The following is a 20,482-nucleotide window of genomic DNA, read 5'->3' as shown; positions in this document are numbered from 1 at the left end:
TCCCGTGGATTGTGTCGTCTTGCCGATGCGCTCAGCGATCCGTCAGTTCGCCGCGCACGTAGTCGATGCTCGCCCGCAACCGGTCTTCGATGTCGTCGGCTTCGGCGATCTCGCTCGCGAACGGCTCGAACGACAGCGCACCGCTGTAGCCGCGCGCGAGCAGTTCGCGCAGTTGCCGGATGTTGCCGAGCCGGTCCGCGCCGCCGACCAGCACGCGGTGGCCGTCGCGCATCCGGTCGACCGGCAGGTCGGCGTCCTCGACGCCTGAGATGTGCACGAGGCCCGTCAGGTTCGGGAAGAAGATGTCCTCGCCGGCGAGGTGATGGTGGAACGTGTCGTGCACGAGCCGGAACACCGGCTCGCCCGCTGCCGCGTAGATGCCCTTCACCGCGTCCGATTTGCGGCGCAGCGCGCATTCCTCGAAGCCGAGCGGCTCGATGAAGCCGAGCAGGCCGCGGGCCACGAGGATCGGCTTCAGCGCCTGCAGCGCCGTCACGAGATCCGCGTGGCGGGCGTCCGCGCCGCGCGTGTCGGCGCGGCTGTTGGTCGGGCACAGCACCAGCGCACGCGCGCCGCATTGCGCCGCGTAGTCGGCCAGCACGGTCGCCTCGTCCGCGCGCTCGGCGTTCCATTGCTCGAAGCGCTGCAGCGCGTTGATCGTCAGGATCGTCACGCCGCCGGCTTGGGCCGTCGCGCGGACGGCGGCGGCCGGCGTGCCGTCGGCGAGCTCGACGCCGTCGAGATCGTTGCGGATCTCGATCGTGTCGACGCCGAGGCGCCGGCACAGCGCGACGTAGCGGTCGAGCGGCAAGCGCGGCGCGCTCATCCGGTTCAGCGAAAAGTGGAGGGCGTGCTTCATCGTTCTGTCCTTGAGGCGTGAGTGGTGCAGGGTTCGGATTCGGTGCCGGCTCGCGCGGCGAGTGTGTGCCACGTATCGCGCAGCCATTGCGCACACGCGACGTTGTTGTCGAAGATCGAATAGCGTGCGCCGCCGCCGTAGTCGGGAAACGGGATGAACTCGCAACTGATCTGTTCGAGCCGTGCCGGCTGCACGTGAGCGTGAACCTGCATCTGCGCCTGCAGCAACTGGCGCAGCGCGGCCTTCCACGTGTCGAGCGCGTCCACGCGCCATTCGCCGTGATACGCGCCCGGCGCGGGTGCGACGAACGGGTACTGGATGCCGCGGCCGGGCTTGCCATCCGCGCGGCGCATCCAGCGGTTGTCGGGGTTGTTCGGGCTCACGCTGCGCGCATGCGCATGCCGGACCCAGCCGCGCGCGATCCAGTCCGCGTAGATCGCGGTGGGCGACGCCGGGTCGAGCATCGCGCGGCCGCCGTCGACCGGTTCGCGCAGGCCCGCTGCGTCGAGCTCGGCGCGGTTGCCGATCTTGAACAGCAGATGCGAATGATCGAGCGTGATCCGGAACGGCGCGCCGGCCTGCTCGACGTGCCGCGCGACGCGCGCCACGCGCGCGAAATCCTCGCTCCACATGTCGACGTGCACTTCGAGGCTCGGCAGGCAGCCGACCGGCTCGCCCCATGCATAGGCGCGCAGGTAGAAATCGGCGACTTCGCGATCCGACAGCCGATGGCCGTCCGCATGATGCGCGAACAGCTGGCCGTTGAGCACCGTGCTGCCGAAGCGTGCGCCCGCCGCGACGATCTCGGCGATATGCGCTTCGTCGCGGCCCGCGCACCAGATGCCGCCGATCACGCGAATCGGCAGCGCGTGGCGATCGACCAGCGCGAAATACGGCGACAGGTCCTCGCCGCGCGCCGGATTCTTTTCGATGTAATCGAACACGCCGGCAGCGGCGACCTTCCGGAAGCGCTCGGCGGGCGTGGGCGGCGGCAGCCCGTCGTGTTCGAGCACGCCGTCGAGGTTCACGCCGATGAGGATCGGTTCAGCCATCGTCTCCTGTCCGTTGTCGTCCGTCGATGGCTGTCCAATGTACGGATGCGCGGCGCGGGCCGCATGACAAACGTTGACGAAAAATCGCCAATGCCGCGGTCGATTTTTTCGCCGTGCGCAGACGGTGCGTCGCACGGCGCGATTCACGCCTGCAGGTATGCGCTCGTCCTCACGTTCGCCAGGCAGAACACGCGGAATTCGACGGGGTCGTCCGGCGGCGACTGTTCGACGATGCCGCACGCATGCAGCACGTGCTGCAGCGCGGAAATCGCCTGTCCGTCCGGATCCTGGTCGATCGCGAGATCCATCGCGCCGGCTTCGATGAAGGTGCGGTGCAGGTCGATCATCTCGTGGCCGATCCACACCACGCGCCCGAGCGCGCCGGCCTTGCGCAGCGCCGCTTCGATGCCGGCCGAACCGGCGCCACTGTTGTAGATCGCGACCACGTCGTCGTGCGCCTGCAGCGCCCTCGTCACCGCGCGATAGCAGCGGTCGTCCTGGTCGAGCGTCTCGACCGGCGCGTCGTCGCAGCGCACGGCGGCGAACGCGTCGGCGAGCTGATCGCGGCAGCCGGCCATCCGGTCGGCGTGCGCGCGGTAGCCCATGCGCCCGCCGAGCAGCAGCACGCGGCCGGGGCGTGCCGCGAGGCGGCCGATGTAGTAGCCGGCCGTGCGCCCCGCGCGGTAGTTGTCGATGCCGGCGAAGTGCGCGCGTTCGATGCCGCCGATGTCGGTGACCATCGTGACGACGGTCTCGCCACGCGCGATCGCGCCGGCCAGCGCATCTCGCATGCGGGCCGTGTCGTGCGCGGTGACGATCAGCGCCTCGCGCCGGTACGCGGGCCGTTCGATCAGCGTCGCGGCACGCTCGTCATCCGCGGCGGGCAGGATCGTCCGGTGCACGACCACGCGCCGGTCGAGCATTTGCAGCGAACGCTGCAGCGCCTGCTGCAATCGTCGGAAGAACGGCGCGTCGGTGTCGGGCAGCAGCACGTCGACGTGGATCAGCCCGTGCCGCGTGTCGGGCAATTGGCGCGGCACGCCGAGCTGGCGAGCGGCCGCCACCACGCGTTCGCGCGCCTGCGCGGAGACGCTGCCGCGCTCGTTCAGCACGCGATCGACGGTCGTCGTGCTGACGCCGGCGAGCGTCGCGATCTCGTCGAAGCGTGCGGTGCGCTTGCGCCAGCGCGGCCCCGATTCACCTGCCATGGTCGTCTCCATCGTGAGGGTCGCCATCGACCGCGTGGCGTTGTCGGGAACGCTAAAGCGATGGCGAAATTTCGTCAACGTTTCGATTGAGGCGGGGCGACCGGTCGCCTAATTTCGGTCTTATGCGAAGCGTTTGCCGCGCTTCCCGCGCACAAGACCCCCAGGAGACAGACGTGGCCCATACCGACGACCCGGCACGCGAACGCTCGGCGGCGCGCCGTCAGGCATACCGAATGACTGGCGGCGCCGGCGATCGCGCGGCGGCCGCCGGGCTCGTCAACGCCGCGTGGTACCGATGCGCGGTGCCGCGACCGCTGATGAAGCAACTGATGCAGCGCGGCGATGCGCGTGCGATTCGCGACACGCTGATCTGGTACGCGGCGATTGCGCTCAGCGGCGCGCTCGCGTGGCTGGCGTGGCGTGCGCATTCGGCATGGGCGATCCCGGCGTTCTTCGTGTACGGCACGCTGTACTGCAGCCCGGCCGATTCGCGCTGGCACGAATGCGGGCACGGCACCGCGTTCCGCACGCGCTGGATGAACGACGCGCTGTACCAGGTCGCGTCGTTCCAGGTGTTCCGCCGCGCGACTGCCTGGCGCTGGAGCCATGCGCGCCATCACACCGATACGCTGGTCGTCGGGCGCGACCCGGAAATCGCCGCGCCGAAGCCGACCGACTGGCTCGCGCTCGCGCTGAACGTCGTCGCGCTGAAGCACGTGGCCGGCGAGCTGCGCAAGATGATCGCGGTGTCGTTCACGGGCCGGCTCGACGACGAGGAGCGCACCTACGTGCCCGAATCGGAATGGCCGAAGGTCGTGCGCGAGTCGCGCATCCATCTCGCGATCTACGCGCTCGTGACGGGCGCCGCGGTCTACTGGCGCACGATCTTGCCGCTGCTCTACATCGGGCTGCCGAGCCTCTACGGCGCGTGGCTGTACCTGTACTTCGGCCTCACGCAGCACGCCGGCATGCCCGAGAACGTGCTCGATCACCGGCGCAACTGTCGGACCGTGATGATGAATCCGGTGTTCCGCTTCCTGTACTGGAACATGAACTATCACGTCGAGCACCACATGTTCCCGATGGTGCCGTTCCATGCGCTGCCGAAGCTGCACGACGCCGTGAAGGCCGACATGCCGCCGCCGTACCGCAGCACGCTGGCCGCATATGCGGAGATCGTGCCGGCGCTGATCCGGCAGACGCGCGATCCGTCCGATTACGTCGTGCGGCCGGTGCCGGATGCCACGCGTGCATGACCGTTATCGAACCTGCCAACGAAGGAGACACACCATGACGCAATGGATCGACACCGGCGCGCTCGACGACATCGACGACGAAGATGTCGCGCGCTTCGATCATGCTGGCCGCACGTACGCGATCTACCGGATCGACGGCGAGGTGTATGCGAGCGACGGCCTGTGCACGCACGAGCAGGTGCATCTCGCGGACGGGCTCGTGATGGATCACGTGATCGAATGCCCGAAGCACAACGGCCGCTTCGACGTGCGCGACGGCCGGCCGCTGTCGGCGCCCGCGTGCGAGAAGCTGCGCACGTACCGCGCGAAGATCGAAGACGGCCGCATCCTGATCGAGGTATGACGCGATGATGAGCGACCGGGTGATGGCGATCGTCGGCGCGGGCCATGCGGGCGGCCGCGCGGCGCAGGTGTTGCGCGCGTGCGGCTGGCGCGGGCGCATCGTGCTGATCGGCGCGGAGCCGCATCCGCCGTACGAGCGGCCGCCGTTGTCGAAGGGCGTGCTGACGGGCGAGCGCAGCGCGGCGCAATGCCGGTTGCGCGAGGCGCAAGCCTGGGCGGCCGATCGCATCGAGCGGGTCGTCGCGACCGTCGAGCGCATCGATCCGGATGCACGCGAAGTGCGCGTGTCCGGCGGGCACGTGTTCGGCTACGACGCGCTGCTGCTGGCCACCGGCGCCCGTGCGCGCCGCCTGGCCATCCCCGGCGCGGCGCTCGACGGCGTAGGCGCGTTGCGCACGCTCGACGATGCGGCCGCGCTCGGCGCGCGGCTCGTGCCCGACACGCGGATCGTGTTGATCGGCGGCGGCTTCATCGGTCTCGAAGTCGCGGCGTCGGCGCGACGGCGCGGCTGCCGCGTGACCGTGCTCGATGCGGCGCCGCGGCTGCTCGGTCGCGCGGTGCCGGAAGCCATTGCGACGCGCGTGCATGCGCTGCACGACGAGCAGGGCGTGGCGATTCGTCTGAACCGGACGCCGATTGCGATCGAGCGAACCGCGGGCGGGGCGCTGGCCGTCGTGCTCGACGACGGCGACACGCTGCTCGCCGACACGGTCGTGGCCGGCATAGGCATCGAACCGGCCGACGAACTGGCGCGCGACGCGGGCCTCGCGGTCGAGCGCGGAATCGTCGTGAACGCGCGGCTCGAGACGTCGGGGCCCGGCATCTACGCGGCCGGCGACGTCGCGGTGTTTCCGAGCGCGTTATCGGGATTGCCGATTCGACAGGAGACGTGGCACGGCGCCGATACGCAGGCGCACGTCGCCGCCCGCAACATGCTCGGCGCGAACGAACCGTATCGCGACATACCGTGGTTCTGGTCCGATCAATACGATGCGCAGTTGCAGGTGGCCGGGGAGCCGGCGCTCGGCACGCAGTCGGTCGCGCGCGTGCTCGGCGACGACGCGGAAATTCATTTCCATTTCGATGCGGGCGCACGGCTCGTCGCGGCGAGCGGTTTCGGCCGTGCAGCGGGATTCGTGAAGGAAATGCGCGTCGCGAGGATGCTGGTCGAACGCGGGATCGACGTGACGCCGGCCGCGGTCGCGGACGTCGCGGTGAAGCTGAAATCGCTGATGGCGGCCGTGAATGACCGGTAGACGAAAAGAAGGGAGTGAAGCGCGCGGCAGCGCACGCCGCGCGCTTCGTCCACACCGCGATCAGGCCATCGCGTGCAGGCGCAGATACAGGCCGGCCGCCGCGGCGCCGCCGAGCAGCGGGCCGATTACCGGCACCCACGCATAGCGCCAGTCGCTGTCGCGCTTGCCCGGGATCGGCAGCAGCGCATGCATGATGCGCGGCGACAGGTCGCGCGCGGGGCTCATCGCATAGCCGGTCGGGCCGCCGAGCGAGATGCCGATGCCGAGCACCAGCAGGCCGACGGGCAGCGCGTCGAGCGCGCCGAGGCCGACTTGCGGCGACGCGAGATACAGCACGCCGAGAATCAGCACGAACGTGCAGATCGCTTCGGTCAGCACGTTGTGTGTGGTGCTGCGGATCGCCGGCGCCGTGCAGAACACCGCGAGCTTCAGGTCCGCATCGGCTTCCTTCGCGAAGTGCTGGCGATACGCGAGCCACACGAGCAGCGCGCCCGCCATCCCGCCGAGCATCTGCGCGAGCACGTAGCCGCCGACTTTCGACCATGCGAACTTGCCCGCGAGCGCGAGGCTGATCGTGACGATCGGATTCAGGTGCGCGCCGCTGAACGACGCGGTCACGTAGACCGCGACGAATACCGCCATCGCCCAGCCCATCACGATCACGATCAGGTCCGCGCCTTTGCCCTTGGTCTTTGCCAGCAGCACGTTTGCGACCGCGCCGTTGCCGAGCAGCACGAGGATCGCGGTGCCGATGAATTCTGCAATATAAGGTGACATGATTGTCTCTCGAAGTCACGGCGGACTCGCGCGCTGCGCGGTCCGCCGGTGTTGTTGTATGTCGTTTGAAGTCGTTCGGATTACTGGGTGTCGTCGGCCCATGCCTTCGCGGCGCGTACCGCGCGCTGCCAGCCGGCCATGCGCTGTTCGACCTGCTCCTTCGGCATCGACGGTGCGAAGCGGCGATCGAGCTGCCACTGGTCGCGCACTTCATCGAGGTTCTTCCAGTAGCCGATCGCGAGGCCCGCGAGATAGGCCGCGCCGAGCGCGGTCGTCTCGGTGATTTGCGGGCGCACCGCGTCGACGCCGAGCAGGTCGGCCTGGAACTGCATCAGCAGGTCGTTCGCGCTCGCGCCGCCGTCCACCCGCAGCTCGCCGATGCTGATGCCCGAGTCGGCTTCCATCGCGGCCAGCACGTCGAGCGACTGGTACGCGATCGCATCGAGCGCCGCGCGCGCGAGGTGCGCGGCGGTCGTGCCGCGCGTGACGCCGAACACCGAGCCGCGCGCCCGCGCGTTCCAGTGCGGCGCGCCGAGGCCGGCGAACGCGGGCACGAGGTAGACGCCGTCGGTATGCGGCACGCTCGCGGCGAGCGCTTCGATTTCGGCGGCCGTCTTGATGAGGCCGACGCCGTCGCGCAGCCACTGCACGACCGCACCCGCGATGAAGATGCTGCCTTCGAGCGCGTACTGCACGTCGTCGCCGATCTGCCACGCGATCGTCGTGACGAGGTTGTTCTTCGACTCGATCGGCTTGTCGCCGGTGTTCATCATCAGGAAGCAGCCGGTGCCGTAGGTGTTCTTCACCATGCCCGACGTCGTGCACATCTGGCCGAACAGCGCCGCGTGCTGGTCGCCGGCGATGCCCGCGAGCGGGATCTTCGACGCGAACACGGTGGTCTTCGTGTGGCCGTAGATCTCCGACGACGCCTTCACTTCCGGCAACATGCTGCGCGGAATGTCGAGCAGTTCGAGCAGTTCGCTGTCCCACTCGCGCGTGTGGATGTTGAACAGCATCGTGCGCGACGCGTTGGTCACGTCGGTCACGTGCAGCTCGTGCTTCGTGAAGTTCCACACGAGCCAGCTGTCGACGGTGCCGAACGCGAGCTTGCCTTGGCGCGCCTTGTCGCGCGCGCCCGGCACGTTGTCGAGGATCCAGCGGATCTTCGTCGCGGAGAAGTACGAGTCGATCGGCAGGCCGGTCTTCGCGCGCACCTTTGCTTCGAGCCCTTGCTTCTTCAGCGAGTCGCAGAAGTCGGCCGTGCGGCGATCCTGCCAGACGATCGCGTTGTAGACGGGCTGGCCCGTCTCGCGATCCCAGACGATCGTCGTCTCGCGCTGGTTCGTGATGCCGATCGCGGCGATCGACGTGCCGTTCAGGCCCGTGCGCGTGACGGCTTCTGCGGCGACGCCGGCTTGCGTCGACCAGATTTCCTGCGGGTCGTGCTCGACCCAGCCGGGTTGCGGGTAAATCTGTTCGAATTCCTTCTGGGCGATCGATACGATGTTGCCCTGGCGATCGAACAGCATCGCGCGGGAACTCGTGGTGCCCTGGTCAAGCGCGAGGATGTACTGGTCCTGCATGTCTCTCATCTCCATCCGTGGATTGGCTTAGTTGTGATGCGCGCCGCATGTGGGCGGCGCGTCGGTGAATCAACGTCGGTCAGGCAACGGCAACGGCAACTGCAATGTGCATTCGAATCAGGCGTGCGGCGCATGCGCGGCGGCGAACCACGCGTCGACCGCGGCGGTCACGGCGTCCAGCGTGCCGGGCGCGACGTGCAGGCCCAGCTTCGAGCGGCGCCACAGCACGTCCTGTGCGCAGGTCGCCCATTCGGCGTCGCGCAGATAGCGCAGTTCGGCGTCGTGGATGCCCGGTGCGATTTCGGCGCCGAGGTCGGCGAGCGAGGTCGCGCTGTCGACCACGCGCTCCGCACGCGTGCCGTACGCACGTGCATAGCGGCGTGCGAGCGCGGCGGGCAGCCACGGATGGCGTTTCGCGAACGCACTGGCGAACCCGTCGAACTTCGCGTCGGCGATATCGCCGCCCGGCAACGCGACGCCGGCCGTCCAGGTCTTCGCGTCGCGGCCGAGCGCGCGGCACAGCATGTCGCCGGCTTCTTCCGCGAGCTTGCGGAACGTCGTGATCTTGCCGCCGAACACCGACAGCAGCGGGGCGCCCGCGCCGTCGTCGAGTTCGAGGCGATAGTCGCGCGTGACGGCCGACGCGTTCGCCGCGTTCTCGTCTTCCAGCAGCGGGCGCACGCCCGAATAGGTCCAGTGCACGTCGGCCGGCGAGATCTTGCGCTTGAAGTAGCGGTTGATCGAATCGCACAGATATTGCGTCTCGTCGCGATCGATCGCGACCTTCGCGGGATCGTTCGTGTATTCGACGTCGGTCGTGCCGATCAGCGTGAAGTCGTGCTCGTACGGAATCGCGAAGATGATCCGCTTGTCCGGATTCTGGAAGATGTACGCGTGATCGTGATCGAACAGGCGGCGCGTGATGATGTGGCTGCCCTTCACGAGCCGCACGCTGTGATGTGCGCCGCGGCCGAGCGCGCCGTGCAGCACGTCGCCGACCCACGGGCCGGCCGCGTTCGCGATCGCGCGCGCCTGCACGACGCGGATCGAACCGTCGGCGTGCTGGAGCCGCGCTTCCCATTCGTCGCCGCGGCGTTCGGCGGACACGAGCTTCGTGCGCGTGAGGATCTCGGCGCCGCGCTCCTTCGCGTCGATCGCGTTCAGCACGACGAGGCGGGCATCGTCGACCCAGCCGTCGGAATACACGAAGCCGCGCTTGATCGAGTCGATCAGCGGCGCGCCGGCCGCATGGCGGCGCATGTCGATGCCGCGCGAGCCGGGCAGCAGTTCGCGTTTCGCGAGGTGATCGTAGAGGAACAGGCCGATGCGGATCAGCCAGGCCGGGCGCAGGTTCGGCATGTGCGGCATGACGAAGCGCAGCGGCCACATGATGTGCGGCGCCGCGCGCAGCAGCGTTTCGCGCTCCTGCAACGCCTTGCGCACCAGTCCGAACTCGTTGTACTCGAGGTAACGCAGGCCGCCGTGAATCAGCTTCGTGCTGGACGACGACGTATGCGACGCGAGGTCGTCCTGCTCGCAGAGCATGACCGACAGGCCGCGGCCGGCCGCATCGCGCGCGATCCCCGCGCCGTTGATGCCGCCGCCGACGACGAGCAGATCGTAGCGATTCGGTTGGGTCACCTGCTGTCCTTATCGTCTGTTGAAATAGGGCGAACATGAAATGTTCGAATTCGAAATTTAACGAACGAAATCGAAAAAGTAAAGTTCGATAAAGCGGGGCCAGTAGCGCGCGACACGATCCCGGACGATACTGGCGAAATCGACCGTTTCGCGAGGTGAATCATGCGTATTGGGATGTGGGCCGGCGTGTGCGCCATCCTTCTGGCGGGGTGCGGCGCGGGTACGCCGCCGCTCGCCGGCAACTGGCGGGCGCCGTCGTTCGTCGACCTGCAGACGTCGTGCGGCGGCGCCGTGCGCGACTGGGGCGCGGACGCGCAGCCGGTCTATTCGACGCTGTACGACGCGTACGTCGCGAAACGGTATCGCGGGCTGACCGAAGCGAATTATTGTGCGTTCGTAAACGAACTTTCGACCCACTATGTGGCGCCTGACGCGGCGGCGCGCGCGGGCTGGATCGCGTATTTCAACGGAGCGCGCGCGCAGGCCATCAGCTGGCGGGCGGCGGTCGATCCGACGCTGCGCGGCGGTTGAAGCCGGCGGCGACGAACGGGCGGGGAGGCGGAAACGACCGCGCGGCCGGATGCCGGCCGCGCGATCAGGTCAAGGTCGGGAACAGCGGGGCTTACGAATAGCGGTACTTGACGGATCGCAGCGTGGCGTCGCCGGTCTCGGTCACGCAGTATCTGCGCCCCGAGCCGAGCCCTTCCAGGCGGACGAGCTGTTGTTCGAGCAGGATGTCCAGTTCATCCCGATCCATGTCGCGCTGATCAGGCGCGTCCTTCACAAGCAAGAGCGTGGCGAATTCATGCGGACTCAGCATCGTTCTCTCCATGGCAATCGGACTGCCCGCGCGGCCGGCGCATACGCCGACGCGCGATACCCCGCGGGGTATGGCTTGGGGGGAAAGCTGTATTCGCCGGCCCTGCAGTTCGCACCGCCCTGGCACAGGCGGATCGGCGAACGGGCCGGGGAACTGGAGTCTAGTCGAGCGCACACGCAACGACAAATCGTGCCCCGTTAATTTTCCGTTTGACAGAAGGGCATGCCGCAAGCGGTTCGTGCGCGGCGCCAACTTCTTGATTTCACTTGAAGTTTCAGGTGCGGTGCAGCATCGCAACCGTCATTCCGCGACGTACACCTGGGTGCCGGCGGCGGCCACCGTATCGGCCATGTCGGGCGGCAGCGGCTTGTCGGTGAAGAGCGCGTGCACCTGGCTCAGATGGCCCTGGCGCACGAGCGCCGGGCGGCCGACCTTCGAATGATCGGTGACGAGGTACACCGTGCGTGCATGCTGCATGATCGCCTCGGCGACGCGCACCTCGCGCGTGTCGAAATCGCGCAGCGTGCCGTCGGCCTCGATCGCCGACGTGCCGATGATCGCGTAGTCGACCTTGAACTGCCGGATGAAGTCGATCGCGAGTTCGCCCACGATGCCCTTGTCCCACGGCCGCACGATGCCGCCCGTGATCAGCACCTCGCAGTCGGGATAGCCGCTCATCATCGACGCGACGTTCAGGTTGTTCGTGATCACGTGCAGCCCATGATGGCGGTTCAGCGCGCGCGCGACTTCCTCGGTCGTCGTGCCGAGGTTGATGAACAGCGACGCCTGGTCGGGGATGTGCGACGCCGCGAGCGCCGCGATGCGCCGCTTCTCGTCGTGGAACATCCGCTGGCGCGCGGTGTACGACACGTTCTCCGAGCTGGTCGGCAGGCTCGCGCCACCGTGATAGCGGCGCAGCAGGTTCAGGTCGGCAAGCCAGTTCACGTCGCGGCGGATCGTCTGCGGCGTGACCGCGAAGTGCGCGGCGAGATCGTCGACGGTCACGAAGCCGTCGCGCTGCACCCATTCGAGCAATTCCTGCTGGCGCGCGTTGAGGGTGAGGCGGGGATCTCGGGTCATGGCTCGATGGTCGTGTCGTGAGACGGAGCGGGTATTGTAAGGGCGGCAACGGCGTTCGGCCGGCCTGCCGGACATCGGCGCGCATGATTCATGCGGAAATGGCATGGATTCATGTGACAAATGAATTTGTGCGATCGCGCCGATCGCGCTGCAATGGCGGATTGCCCGTTCGCACGGGCCCGTTCATTCAGCTTTCGACGAGGTGGTCTCGATGAGTGGCTTCAACTGGCACAACCCGTATCCGTCGACCCGTATTCCGGTGTTCGCGCGCAACGTCGTGTCGACGTCGCACCCGCTGGCCGCGCAGGCCGGGCTGCGGATGCTGTGGAAGGGCGGCAACGCGGTCGACGCGGCGCTGGCCGCGGCCGCCGCGATCACGGTCGTCGAGCCCGTATCGTGCGGGCTCGGCGGCGATGCGTTCGCGCTCGTATGGGATGGCGACCGACTGTCGGGGCTCAACGCATCGGGCGTCGCGCCGGCCGCATGGAACGTCGACTACTTCCGCAAGCGTCACGGCGAGGACGCGCGCGGCAACGCGAACAAGCCGACCCGCGGCTGGGACACCGTCACCGTGCCGGGCGTGATCGCGGGCTGGGAAGCGCTGCACGCGAAGTTCGGTTCACTGCCGTTCGCGGACCTGCTCGAGCCGGCGATCGAGATCGCGGAGCGCGGCTTTTCGGTGCCGCCGATCGTCGCGCACAAGTGGGCGGCGGCCGTCCCCGAACTGCAGGGCCTGCCCGGTTTCGCGGACACCTTCATGCCGCGCGGCCGCGCGCCGCTCGTCGGCGAACGCGTGTGCCTGCCCGGTCATGCGCAGACGCTGCGCACGCTCGCGAAGGACGGCGCGCGGGCGTTCTACGAAGGCGCGCTCGCCGAGCGTATCGCCGCGTTCGCGCGCGAAGGCGGCGGCGCGCTGACCGCAGCCGACCTGCGCGCGTACCGGCCGGAATGGGTCGAGCCGATCGGCAAGCGCTTCGGCCGTCACACGATTCACGAGATCCCGCCGAACGGGCAGGGCATCGCCGCGCTGATCGCGCTCGGCATCGCCGAGCAGGCGGGCGTGACCGAGTGCCCGGTCGACTCGGTCGATTCGCAGCATCTGCAGATCGAGGCGATGAAGCTGGCGTTCGCCGACGTCTATCGCTACGTCGCCGATCCGCGCGCGATGGACGTCACGCCCGAACAGATGCTCGACGATGCGTATCTCGCCGAACGCGCGAAGCTGATCGATCGCGCGCGTGCGACGCACTTCGCCGCCGGCCGTCCGCATTCGGGCGGCACGATCTACCTGTCGGCGGCCGACGAGCGCGGGATGATGGTGAGCTTCATCCAGTCGAACTACATGGGCTTCGGCTCGGGGCTCGTCGTGCCCGGCGCCGGCATTGCGCTGCAGAACCGCGGGCACGGCTTCTCGATGGACCCGGCTTCGCCGAACGTCGTCGGGGGCGGCAAGCGGCCGTTCCACACGATCATCCCGGCGTTCGTTACCGAGGAAGCCAATGGCCGCACCGAGGCCGTGATGAGTTTCGGCGTGATGGGCGGCGACATGCAGCCTCAGGGCCATCTGCAGACCGTCGTGCGGATGCTCGGCTATGGCCAGCAGCCGCAGGCCGCGTGTTGCGCGCCGCGCTGGAAGGTCAATCGCGACTTCACGCTCGACGTCGAGGCGACGATGAACCGCGCGACGGTCGACGCGCTGGCCGCCCGCGGCCATACGATCCAGTCGATCGACGATCCTTACATGGATTTCGGTTCGGGGCAGTTCGTGTGGCGCCTCGATCCCGACGATCCCGAGCGCGGCTACGTGGCCGCGAGCGACAGCCGGCGCGACGGGCTCGCGGCCGGTTTCTGACGGATCGCTTCCGGCTTTCTTTGCAGTTGTCCAGCATTACGGGCGGCCCGGTGGCCGCCCGTTTCGTTTGATGCGGCGGATCTCGTCGACCGCGCGCAAGCGGTTTGAAGGACTCGTCTAACGAACGGCAACAGACGCCGTGGAACTGCGCGTGTCGGGTATGGTCAGTGCTCTGGAGCACGAACTTCAAAGTCCGGCTAAGATGCCAGGATGGTTCGGCCGGACCGACTCACTATAAACGCAAGTAAAACGCCGCCTGCGGATCGGCTGGCGCCTGTGCCCCAGGCATGGGCCGGCCTCCGCGCGACGACTGGGAGCGCACTACCATGGACACCAAAACGACGCATGTGATGCCGTGGCGTATCGAGGACATCGACCTGAACCGGATCGATCGTCAGCGTGCCGCCGCGAACGAGGATCTGCTACTGCTGCTGTGCGCGTCGTCGTTCATCGAAAGCGGCTCGGATCTCTATACGAGCAATCTGAGCGAATTCTTCAATGACGATCCGGAAGTCTCTGCATGGCTCAACAATGCATGGGAGCCCGAAGAATTGCAGCACGGCCGCGCGCTGAAGGCGTATATCGCGCACGTGTGGCCCGAGTTCGACTGGGATACGGCCTTCGCGAATTTCTTCGCCGAGTATTCGAAGACGTGCTCGGTCGAGGCATTCGAAAAAACCCGCGCGCTCGAAATGGTCGCGCGCTGCGTCGTCGAGACGGGCACGGCCACGCTCTATCGCGCGATCAACGAATGCTCGGACGAGCCGGTGCTGAAGGAAATCACCGACAACATCCGCACGGACGAAGTGCGTCACTACAAGCACTTCTTCAAGTTCTTCAAGAAGTACAACCAGGTCGAAGGCAACGGCCGGCTCGCGGTGCTCGGTGCGCTTGCGCGCCGCGTGATGGAAATCAAGAACGAGGATTCCGAGATCGCGCTGCGCCACGTGTTCGCGATCCGCTATCCGGACCGCGTCGGCGACAGCCAGTACAACCGCGAGCGCGCCGCGCGCATCAATTCGCTGGTCCGGCGCAACCTGTCGGCCGACATGTGCGTGAAGATGCTGCTCAAGCCGCTCGACCTGCCCGCGAAGATCCAGCCGGGCGTCCACTATCCGCTCACGAAGATCACGCGGCACGTTTTCCTGCGCTGATCGCCGCGGGGCGGCCCGTCGCGCGTATGCTGGCGCATCCTCATCCGATCCGCAGCCGGGCCACGCCATCATGACCGATACCCATCGCCACGCACTCGAACAATGGACGTTCGATGCGTGGCCGTCCGCCGTCGTGTCGCTGTTCGACGGCACCGCGCTCGAGCGTCATGCCGGCGTCGCCGCGTCGCTGATCGTCGCGACCGACGACGGCCAGTTGCGCACGACGCTGCTCGGCGTCGGCGAAATCTACGCACACGATGCGCGCACGCTGCTGATCGCGCTCTGGCCGCAGTCGCGGGCGGCGCGCGCGATCGCGCAACGGCGCACGGCCGCGTTGACGCTGGTCGCGGACGGCGCGTTTTTTCAGGCGCAACTGGAGATGAGGCCGCTCGAAGGGGACTTCGGCGGACTGGCCGGATTCGCTGCGACGATCGCGCACGGCGATGCGCAGCGGGTCGGCTATGCGCGTCTCGCGACAGGCGTCACGTTCACGCTGGAAGGGGAGCGCGCCGCGGTGCTCGCACGCTGGCAACGCCAGATCGAGCACCTGCGGCGCGCGGCCGCGCGGCTTCAGTGACCGCGCTGGCCGCTGCGCGACGAACGGTTGCGGTTCGGATGCGCGGCGTTGCCGTTTGCCGGGCGGGCGCCGTTGGCGCCGCCTGCCGGACGTCCGCCGCTATTGCCAGCGGCGCCGCCTTGCGTGCGCGGCTTCGCGGTCTTCTGCTGCGATGCCTTCGGTTGCGCGTTGCCGTCGCGTTTCGCGGCCGGCTGGCCTGAGCCGCCGGCACGCGGCTGGCGATTGCCGCCGCCACCGCCGCCGCGCGGTTGCTGCTGGCCGCGGCGTTGCTGGATCGGCTCCGGCTTCGCGTTCGGATCGGGTTCGAAGCCCGCGATCACTTCCTGCGGGATCTCGCGCTTGATCAGCCGCTCGATGTCGCGCAGCAGTTGCTTCTCGTCGACGCACACGAGCGACACGGCTTCGCCGGTCGCGCCCGCGCGGCCCGTGCGGCCGATCCGGTGCACGTAATCCTCGGGCACGTTCGGCAGGTCGAAGTTGACGACGTGCGGCAACTGGTCGATGTCGATCCCGCGCGCGGCGATATCGGTCGCGACGAGCACCTGCAGCGTGCTGTTCTTGAACTCGGCCAGCGCGCGCGTACGCGCCGACTGGCTCTTGTTGCCGTGGATCGCCATCGCGCTGATGCCGTCCTTCGTCAGTTGCTCGGCGAGCCGGTTGGCGCCGTGCTTGGTGCGCGTGAACACGAGCACCTGGAACCAGTTGTGTTCGCGGATCAGGTGCGTGAGCAGCTCGCGCTTGCGGTCGCGGTCGACCGGGTGGATCTTCTGCGCGACGCTCTCGGCGGTCGTGTTGCGGCGGGCGACCTCGATCAGCGCGGGCGAATCGAGCAGGCTGTCGGCGAGCGCCTTGATTTCATCGGAGAAGGTGGCCGAGAACAGCAGGTTCTGGCGTTGCGGCGGCAGCTTCGCGAGCACGCGCTTGATGTCGTGGATGAAGCCCATGTCGAGCATCCGGTCGGCTTCGTCGAGCACGAGGATGTCGAGATCCGACAGGTCGATGGTCTTCTGCTGCATGTGGTCGAGCAGGCGCCCCGGCGTCGCGACGACGATGTCGACGCCGCGCTTGAGCGCATCGATCTGCGGATTGATGCTGACGCCGCCGAACATCACGGTCGAGCGCAGCTTCAGGTACTTGCTGTACGCGCGCACGCTTTCCTCGACCTGGGCGGCGAGTTCGCGCGTCGGCGTGAGGATCAGCGCGCGCACCGCACGCTTCGCGCCACGGTGCTCCGCGTAGAACGTATGCAGGCGTTGCAGGATCGGCAGCGTGAAGCCGGCGGTCTTGCCGGTGCCGGTTTGTGCGCCGGCGAGCAGGTCGCCGCCGCCGAGGACGGCCGGGATCGCCTGCTGCTGGATCGGGGTCGGCGACGTGTAGCCGAGCTCGTTGACCGCCTTGACCAGCGGTTCGGCCAGGCCGAGAGATTCGAAAGACATAGATACCACTCTTGAGTTTTATGATCGGCGATGCATCGCGCGGCCCGCGCGGCAAACCTGCATCGCAAAACAGCCAAAAAGCAAAAGGGCGCGGCCGCGGTTTCCCGCAGCCGCGCCCCGTTTGTGTGAGCCGCTTCTTAGTCGAGCGGCGCGGAACGCAGGTCGCTCACCTGTTGCGGCGAGATCGGCGTACCGTTGTTACCCCAAGACATCCGGATATACGTGACGACCGCCGCGACTTCCTGGTTCGACAGCGACTGCGCGAACGGCGGCATCCCGTACGGACGCGGATTCTTGAACGTGCTCGGCGGGTAGCCGCCATTCAGCACCATGCGGATCGGGTTGACGGCCGATTCCATCATGATCGAGTGGTTGCCCGCGAGCGGCGGATAGGCCGGCGGCTTGCCCGCGCCGTTTTCGGCGTGGCAGGTCGCGCAGTTGTCCGCGTAGATCTTCTTGCCCTGGTCGAACAGCGCGTTGCCGAACTGCTTCGACGGCTCGTACTGCATGTTCTTCGGCGCTTCGGCTTTCTGCGGGATCGACTTCAGGTACGTCGACATCGCGCGCGTATCTTCGTCGGTCATGTACTGCAGGCTGTTGTGGACCACGTCCGCCATCGGGCCGAACACCGCGCCCTTCTGCGACACGCCGGCCTGCAGCAGGTCGGACAGCTCCTGCACGTGCCAGTCGCCGAGGCCGAGCTCCTTGTCGTTCGTCAGCGACGGCGCATACCAGTTCTGCAGCGGGATCAGGCCGCCGGCGAACGCCGACGAGCTCACCGGGCCGCCCATCATGTTGATCGACGTGTGGCACATCGAGCAGTGGCCGAGGCCTTCGACGAGATACGCGCCGCGGTTCCATTCGACCGACTTCGTCGGATCCGGCTTGTATTCGCCTTCCTTGAAGAACAGCGTGCGCCAGCCGATCAGCAGGTTGCGGTTGTTGAACGGGAACTTCAGTTCGTGCGGACGGCTCGGCACCGACACCGGCGCGACCGAACGCAGGTACGCGTAGATCGCGTCCGAATCGGCGCGCGTGACCTTCGTGTAGCTCGCGAACGGGAAGCCCGGGTACAGCAGGCTGCCGTCCTTCGAGCGACCGGTGTGCATCGCGCGGTAGAAGTCGTCCGACGTCCACTTGCCGATACCGTTCTGGTCGTCCGGCGTGATGTTCGGCGTGTACATCGTGCCGAACGGCGTCGCCATCGGCAGGCCGCCCGCGAACGACTTGCCGCCGCGCACGGTGTGGCATGCGATACAGTCGCCGACGCGCGCGAGGTATTCGCCCTTCTTGATCAGCGCGGCCTGGTCGGCCGGCGTGGCCGCGACGGCGGCAGCGCCGTGCAGCGTGTCGTTGCCCGGCCACAGGACCGGCACGAGGGCGGCAGCCGCGACGATCGCGACGGCCGAGAGTGCAAACAGGGACTTGCGTTTCATTGTGTCTGTCTCCCTTGCCTTATTGCGGTTCGCTGCCGCAGGCGAGCGGAGTCTTCATCGAACGCGCCGGGGCCGGCACGGGGTTGGCGGGCGCCGGTTGCGCGGCGAGCCACGCGGTCACGGCCGTCACGTCTTCGTCGGAAAGCTTCGCGGCGATGTCGTGCATGCAATCGGGCGCCTTCGCGTGGCGGTTGCCCGAGCGCCATGCGCCGAGCTGCGCGCTCAGGTAATCGGCGTGCAGGCCGACGAGGCCCGGGATCGCCGGCTGCATGCCGGTCAGCCCTGCGCCGTGGCAGGCCACGCAGGCCGGCAGCTTGCGGGACGGGTCGCCCTGCGTGACGAGCTGCTTGCCGCGTGCGAGCGTCGCGGCCGGCAGCGTCGGCTTCGCCGGCGTCGGGTACGGCGGACGTTCGGCCGAGAAGTGCTCGGCGATTTCCTTCAGGTAATCGTCGTTCAGGTACGTCAGCAGATAGTTCATCGGCGGGTACTTGCGCCGGCCGTCACGGAAGTTGACGAGCTGGTTGTACAGGTACTCGGCCGGCTTGCCGGCAAGACGCGGGAAGTAGTCGTTGTCCGTGCCCTGGCCGTGAACGCCGTGGCATGCAGTACAGCCGCGCACGCGCTCGGCCATGGTATCGGGTGCCTTGAGCGGCGCCTGCTGGGCGTGCGCTTGCTCCGTGGGCTTGGTCTGCGCTTGGGCAGCGCTCATAAGGCCCGCGCCGCCGATCATCAGAACGGCGAGCAGCGGACGGAAGAGGCGTCTTGAAGACACACGAGACTCCATGTTTATTCGTCGGGGACCTTGTCCGGGCTACGATCGGCTCGGCGCATGGACGGCAGGACAGCCGGGCTGCTGCGACGCGGCATTCTATCATCGATGGGTAATGACGGCTATTTGGCAAAAGGACATCGGTTCCTGTCCGTTTGCGACTTGCGACAATTTGACGCGCATTGTGCCGGGGGCATGTGAACCGGCGTGCGTTTTCCCCATCGAAGACCGTACACTCGCGGGTCGCGCGGCGCCGCCTCCGCCGCAGGTCCAGTCATTTCTCCCGTTTCCGGATTCATCGATGACGTTTTCTACCGTGCCGTTGCCTGCCTCCCGCTGTCCGTCCCGCTGTCCGTCCCGGTGCCGCCGCACTGCCGGCCTGCCGCTTGCGGGAGGGGGCGCGCGATGAAGTTCGACAGCTTGTGGATCGGTCAGGTCGCGCTCGCGGCGCTGATGGATGCGGCGTTCGCGATGGCGGTCGGCTCGGCGCTGCTCAAGGCGTGGCTCGGCAAGGACGGTGCGCGGCCGGTCATCGCGCCGTCGCACCCCGCCTGGCTGCGCGCGCAACATTCGCTGGTCGCGGCGGCGCTGGCGCTGGTGCTCGCCGATCTCGGCTGGCTCGTCTACGAGGCCGCGACGATGAGCGGCGCGGGGCTCGGCGGCGCGTTCGCCGCGATTCCCGTCATGCTGATGCAAACGCATACGGGCTTCGCGTGGAGCGTCGCGTTCGCCGGCGCGCTGCTGCTCGCGGTCGTCGCGCTCGCGAAGCCGGACGGCCCGGTCGCGCATGCAGTGCTGTGGCTCGCGGTGATCGTGGTCGCGGCCGGCAAGGCGTCGCTCGGCCATGCGGCCGACAGCGGCGTGCTGTCCGCGGCGGTCGGCGTGCAGACGCTGCACCTGCTGGCCACCGCCGTATGGGGCGGCCTCGTGCTCGCGGGCGGGCTCGCGGTGTTGCCGGCGCTCGGGACGTCGGTCGCGCGCGGCGCGCTGATCCGCATCGGCCAGCACCTGTCGCGCACGTCGATCGTCGCGGTCGTCTTCGTGCTCGGCACCGGCGTGCTCAACGCGATCCGCGGGCTCGGCGGCTCGCTCGCGCCGCTCGACGGCAGCACGTGGGGGCGCGTGTTGCTGCTGAAGTTGCTGCTCGTCGCGCTCGCGCTCGTGCTTGGCGGGCTCAACCGCTTCTCGGCGCTGCCGCGCCTGCGCCGCACCGCGTCGACCGAGGACGCGTACACGTTCCGCAACATCCTGCATCTCGAAGGGATGACGATGATCGGCGTGTTCGTGGCGGCGGCCGTGCTGTCGTTCAGCGTGCCGGGATTCGCGGCGCTCGGCTGACGGCCGAACGGCGCAGGGCGCAGGGCGCTGGCGCGCGCCGCTGGCG

At 68.0% G+C, this 20,482-nt stretch carries 19 protein-coding genes; 8 read left to right on the top strand and 11 right to left on the bottom strand.

Translation table 11 applies throughout. The annotated features are described in order from the left end of the window. Positions 1-31: 31 nt before the first annotated feature. The 3 genes from HWX76_RS18295 to HWX76_RS18285 form a co-directional block, all read right to left on the bottom strand. Entirely contained in the window at positions 32-859 is an 828-nt protein-coding gene (locus HWX76_RS18295; RefSeq protein ID WP_176016137.1) for a TIM barrel protein, read from the bottom strand. Further along, positions 856-1,911, bottom strand: coding sequence for a xylose isomerase (locus tag HWX76_RS18290; RefSeq protein WP_089488798.1), 1,056 nt, complete (start codon positions 1,909-1,911; stop codon positions 856-858). Before HWX76_RS18290 ends, HWX76_RS18295 begins: the two co-directional genes overlap by 4 nt. Before the next feature lie 143 nt (positions 1,912-2,054). Further along, a complete protein-coding gene (locus HWX76_RS18285) occupies positions 2,055-3,119 on the bottom strand; it encodes a LacI family DNA-binding transcriptional regulator (protein WP_176016136.1) in 1,065 nt (354 codons plus the stop codon). A gap of 173 nt (positions 3,120-3,292) precedes the next feature. On the opposite strand from HWX76_RS18285, the gene HWX76_RS18280 reads away from it, so the two are divergent. Genes HWX76_RS18280 through HWX76_RS18270 form a run of 3 tightly spaced genes read left to right on the top strand, consistent with a single transcriptional unit; the run spans position 3,293 to position 5,973 of the window. After that, on the top strand, positions 3,293-4,375 hold the full coding sequence (locus HWX76_RS18280; protein ID WP_176016135.1) for a fatty acid desaturase family protein: 1,083 nt from the start codon (positions 3,293-3,295) through the stop codon (positions 4,373-4,375). Between the two features lie 34 nt (positions 4,376-4,409). Continuing rightward, a complete protein-coding gene (locus HWX76_RS18275) occupies positions 4,410-4,718 on the top strand; it encodes a non-heme iron oxygenase ferredoxin subunit (RefSeq protein WP_011546150.1) in 309 nt (102 codons plus the stop codon). 4 nt (positions 4,719-4,722) lie between these two features. Continuing rightward, on the top strand, positions 4,723-5,973 hold the full coding sequence (locus HWX76_RS18270; protein ID WP_176016134.1) for an FAD-dependent oxidoreductase: 1,251 nt from the start codon (positions 4,723-4,725) through the stop codon (positions 5,971-5,973). 60 nt (positions 5,974-6,033) lie between these two features. On the opposite strand, the gene HWX76_RS18265 is transcribed toward HWX76_RS18270, so the two are convergent. The 3 genes from HWX76_RS18265 to glpD form a co-directional block, all read right to left on the bottom strand. Further along, positions 6,034-6,750 carry an MIP/aquaporin family protein gene (locus tag HWX76_RS18265; RefSeq protein WP_050014615.1) on the bottom strand — a complete coding sequence of 239 codons (717 nt, stop codon included), beginning with the start codon at positions 6,748-6,750 and terminating at the stop codon, positions 6,034-6,036. A gap of 80 nt (positions 6,751-6,830) precedes the next feature. Continuing rightward, positions 6,831-8,333, bottom strand: coding sequence for a glycerol kinase GlpK (gene glpK, locus HWX76_RS18260; protein WP_050014613.1), 1,503 nt, complete (start codon positions 8,331-8,333; stop codon positions 6,831-6,833). Positions 8,334-8,450: 117 nt separating this feature from the next. Continuing rightward, positions 8,451-9,974, bottom strand: coding sequence for a glycerol-3-phosphate dehydrogenase (gene glpD / locus HWX76_RS18255; protein WP_176016133.1), 1,524 nt, complete (start codon positions 9,972-9,974; stop codon positions 8,451-8,453). Between the two features lie 162 nt (positions 9,975-10,136). Here glpD and HWX76_RS18250 point away from each other — a divergent pair, with 162 nt between their 5' ends. Beyond that, on the top strand, positions 10,137-10,505 hold the full coding sequence (locus HWX76_RS18250; RefSeq protein WP_176016132.1) for a hypothetical protein: 369 nt from the start codon (positions 10,137-10,139) through the stop codon (positions 10,503-10,505). Positions 10,506-10,596: 91 nt separating this feature from the next. Here the strand turns inward: HWX76_RS18250 and HWX76_RS18245 are convergent, their stop codons facing one another. Further along, positions 10,597-10,794, bottom strand: a complete 198-nt coding sequence (locus HWX76_RS18245; RefSeq protein WP_050014609.1) for a hypothetical protein — start codon at positions 10,792-10,794, stop codon at positions 10,597-10,599. A 300-nt stretch (positions 10,795-11,094) separates the two neighbouring features. Next, positions 11,095-11,874, bottom strand: a complete 780-nt coding sequence (locus tag HWX76_RS18240) for a DeoR/GlpR family DNA-binding transcription regulator (protein ID WP_034208319.1) — start codon at positions 11,872-11,874, stop codon at positions 11,095-11,097. Positions 11,875-12,085: 211 nt separating this feature from the next. On the opposite strand from HWX76_RS18240, the gene HWX76_RS18235 reads away from it, so the two are divergent. The 3 genes from HWX76_RS18235 to HWX76_RS18225 all read left to right on the top strand — a co-directional run bounded on the left by HWX76_RS18235 (position 12,086) and on the right by HWX76_RS18225 (position 15,457). Further along, positions 12,086-13,726 carry a gamma-glutamyltransferase family protein gene (locus tag HWX76_RS18235; protein ID WP_124556517.1) on the top strand — a complete coding sequence of 547 codons (1,641 nt, stop codon included), beginning with the start codon at positions 12,086-12,088 and terminating at the stop codon, positions 13,724-13,726. Positions 13,727-14,052: 326 nt separating this feature from the next. Next, positions 14,053-14,880, top strand: a complete 828-nt coding sequence (locus HWX76_RS18230) for a ferritin-like domain-containing protein (RefSeq protein WP_011546143.1) — start codon at positions 14,053-14,055, stop codon at positions 14,878-14,880. A gap of 70 nt (positions 14,881-14,950) precedes the next feature. Beyond that, positions 14,951-15,457: a hypothetical protein gene (locus HWX76_RS18225; RefSeq protein ID WP_176016131.1), complete on the top strand. Its 507-nt coding sequence runs from the start codon at positions 14,951-14,953 to the stop codon at positions 15,455-15,457. Here the strand turns inward: HWX76_RS18225 and HWX76_RS18220 are convergent. From HWX76_RS18220 to HWX76_RS18210, 3 genes are all read right to left on the bottom strand, one after another. Beyond that, entirely contained in the window at positions 15,451-16,893 is a 1,443-nt protein-coding gene (locus HWX76_RS18220) for a DEAD/DEAH box helicase (protein ID WP_176016130.1), read from the bottom strand. The two genes, HWX76_RS18225 and HWX76_RS18220, sit on opposite strands and share 7 nt — an antisense overlap. 137 nt (positions 16,894-17,030) lie before the next feature. Continuing rightward, positions 17,031-18,329, bottom strand: coding sequence for a cytochrome c (locus HWX76_RS18215; RefSeq protein ID WP_050014602.1), 1,299 nt, complete (start codon positions 18,327-18,329; stop codon positions 17,031-17,033). Positions 18,330-18,348: 19 nt separating this feature from the next. Next, positions 18,349-19,113, bottom strand: a complete 765-nt coding sequence (locus tag HWX76_RS18210) for a c-type cytochrome (protein WP_050014600.1) — start codon at positions 19,111-19,113, stop codon at positions 18,349-18,351. Positions 19,114-19,503: 390 nt separating this feature from the next. On the opposite strand from HWX76_RS18210, the gene HWX76_RS18205 reads away from it, so the two are divergent. Then, a complete protein-coding gene (locus tag HWX76_RS18205) occupies positions 19,504-20,436 on the top strand; it encodes a CopD family protein (protein WP_089488793.1) in 933 nt (310 codons plus the stop codon). Positions 20,437-20,482 lie beyond the last annotated feature (46 nt).

It is taken from the genome of Burkholderia sp. BCC0398 (assembly GCF_902833245.1).
GTDB classification, from domain to species: domain Bacteria; phylum Pseudomonadota; class Gammaproteobacteria; order Burkholderiales; family Burkholderiaceae; genus Burkholderia; species Burkholderia sola.
The sequence above is the reverse complement of the archived record's forward strand: the minus strand, read 5'-3'. Positions and strand labels throughout refer to the sequence as shown.

Coding starts and splice junctions, on each gene's coding strand:
- HWX76_RS18295 (WP_176016137.1), bottom strand. CDS start 859: ATGAAGCACGCCCTCCACTTTTCGCTGAACCGGATGAGCGCGCCGCGC.
- HWX76_RS18290 (WP_089488798.1), bottom strand. CDS start 1,911: ATGGCTGAACCGATCCTCATCGGCGTGAACCTCGACGGCGTGCTCGAA.
- HWX76_RS18285 (WP_176016136.1), bottom strand. CDS start 3,119: ATGGCAGGTGAATCGGGGCCGCGCTGGCGCAAGCGCACCGCACGCTTC.
- HWX76_RS18275 (WP_011546150.1), top strand. CDS start 4,410: ATGACGCAATGGATCGACACCGGCGCGCTCGACGACATCGACGACGAA.
- HWX76_RS18270 (WP_176016134.1), top strand. CDS start 4,723: ATGATGAGCGACCGGGTGATGGCGATCGTCGGCGCGGGCCATGCGGGC.
- HWX76_RS18265 (WP_050014615.1), bottom strand. CDS start 6,750: ATGTCACCTTATATTGCAGAATTCATCGGCACCGCGATCCTCGTGCTG.
- glpK (WP_050014613.1), bottom strand. CDS start 8,333: ATGCAGGACCAGTACATCCTCGCGCTTGACCAGGGCACCACGAGTTCC.
- HWX76_RS18250 (WP_176016132.1), top strand. CDS start 10,137: ATGCGTATTGGGATGTGGGCCGGCGTGTGCGCCATCCTTCTGGCGGGG.
- HWX76_RS18245 (WP_050014609.1), bottom strand. CDS start 10,794: ATGCTGAGTCCGCATGAATTCGCCACGCTCTTGCTTGTGAAGGACGCG.
- HWX76_RS18240 (WP_034208319.1), bottom strand. CDS start 11,874: ATGACCCGAGATCCCCGCCTCACCCTCAACGCGCGCCAGCAGGAATTG.
- HWX76_RS18235 (WP_124556517.1), top strand. CDS start 12,086: ATGAGTGGCTTCAACTGGCACAACCCGTATCCGTCGACCCGTATTCCG.
- HWX76_RS18230 (WP_011546143.1), top strand. CDS start 14,053: ATGGACACCAAAACGACGCATGTGATGCCGTGGCGTATCGAGGACATC.
- HWX76_RS18225 (WP_176016131.1), top strand. CDS start 14,951: ATGACCGATACCCATCGCCACGCACTCGAACAATGGACGTTCGATGCG.
- HWX76_RS18220 (WP_176016130.1), bottom strand. CDS start 16,893: ATGTCTTTCGAATCTCTCGGCCTGGCCGAACCGCTGGTCAAGGCGGTC.
- HWX76_RS18215 (WP_050014602.1), bottom strand. CDS start 18,329: ATGAAACGCAAGTCCCTGTTTGCACTCTCGGCCGTCGCGATCGTCGCG.
- HWX76_RS18210 (WP_050014600.1), bottom strand. CDS start 19,113: ATGGAGTCTCGTGTGTCTTCAAGACGCCTCTTCCGTCCGCTGCTCGCC.
- HWX76_RS18205 (WP_089488793.1), top strand. CDS start 19,504: ATGAAGTTCGACAGCTTGTGGATCGGTCAGGTCGCGCTCGCGGCGCTG.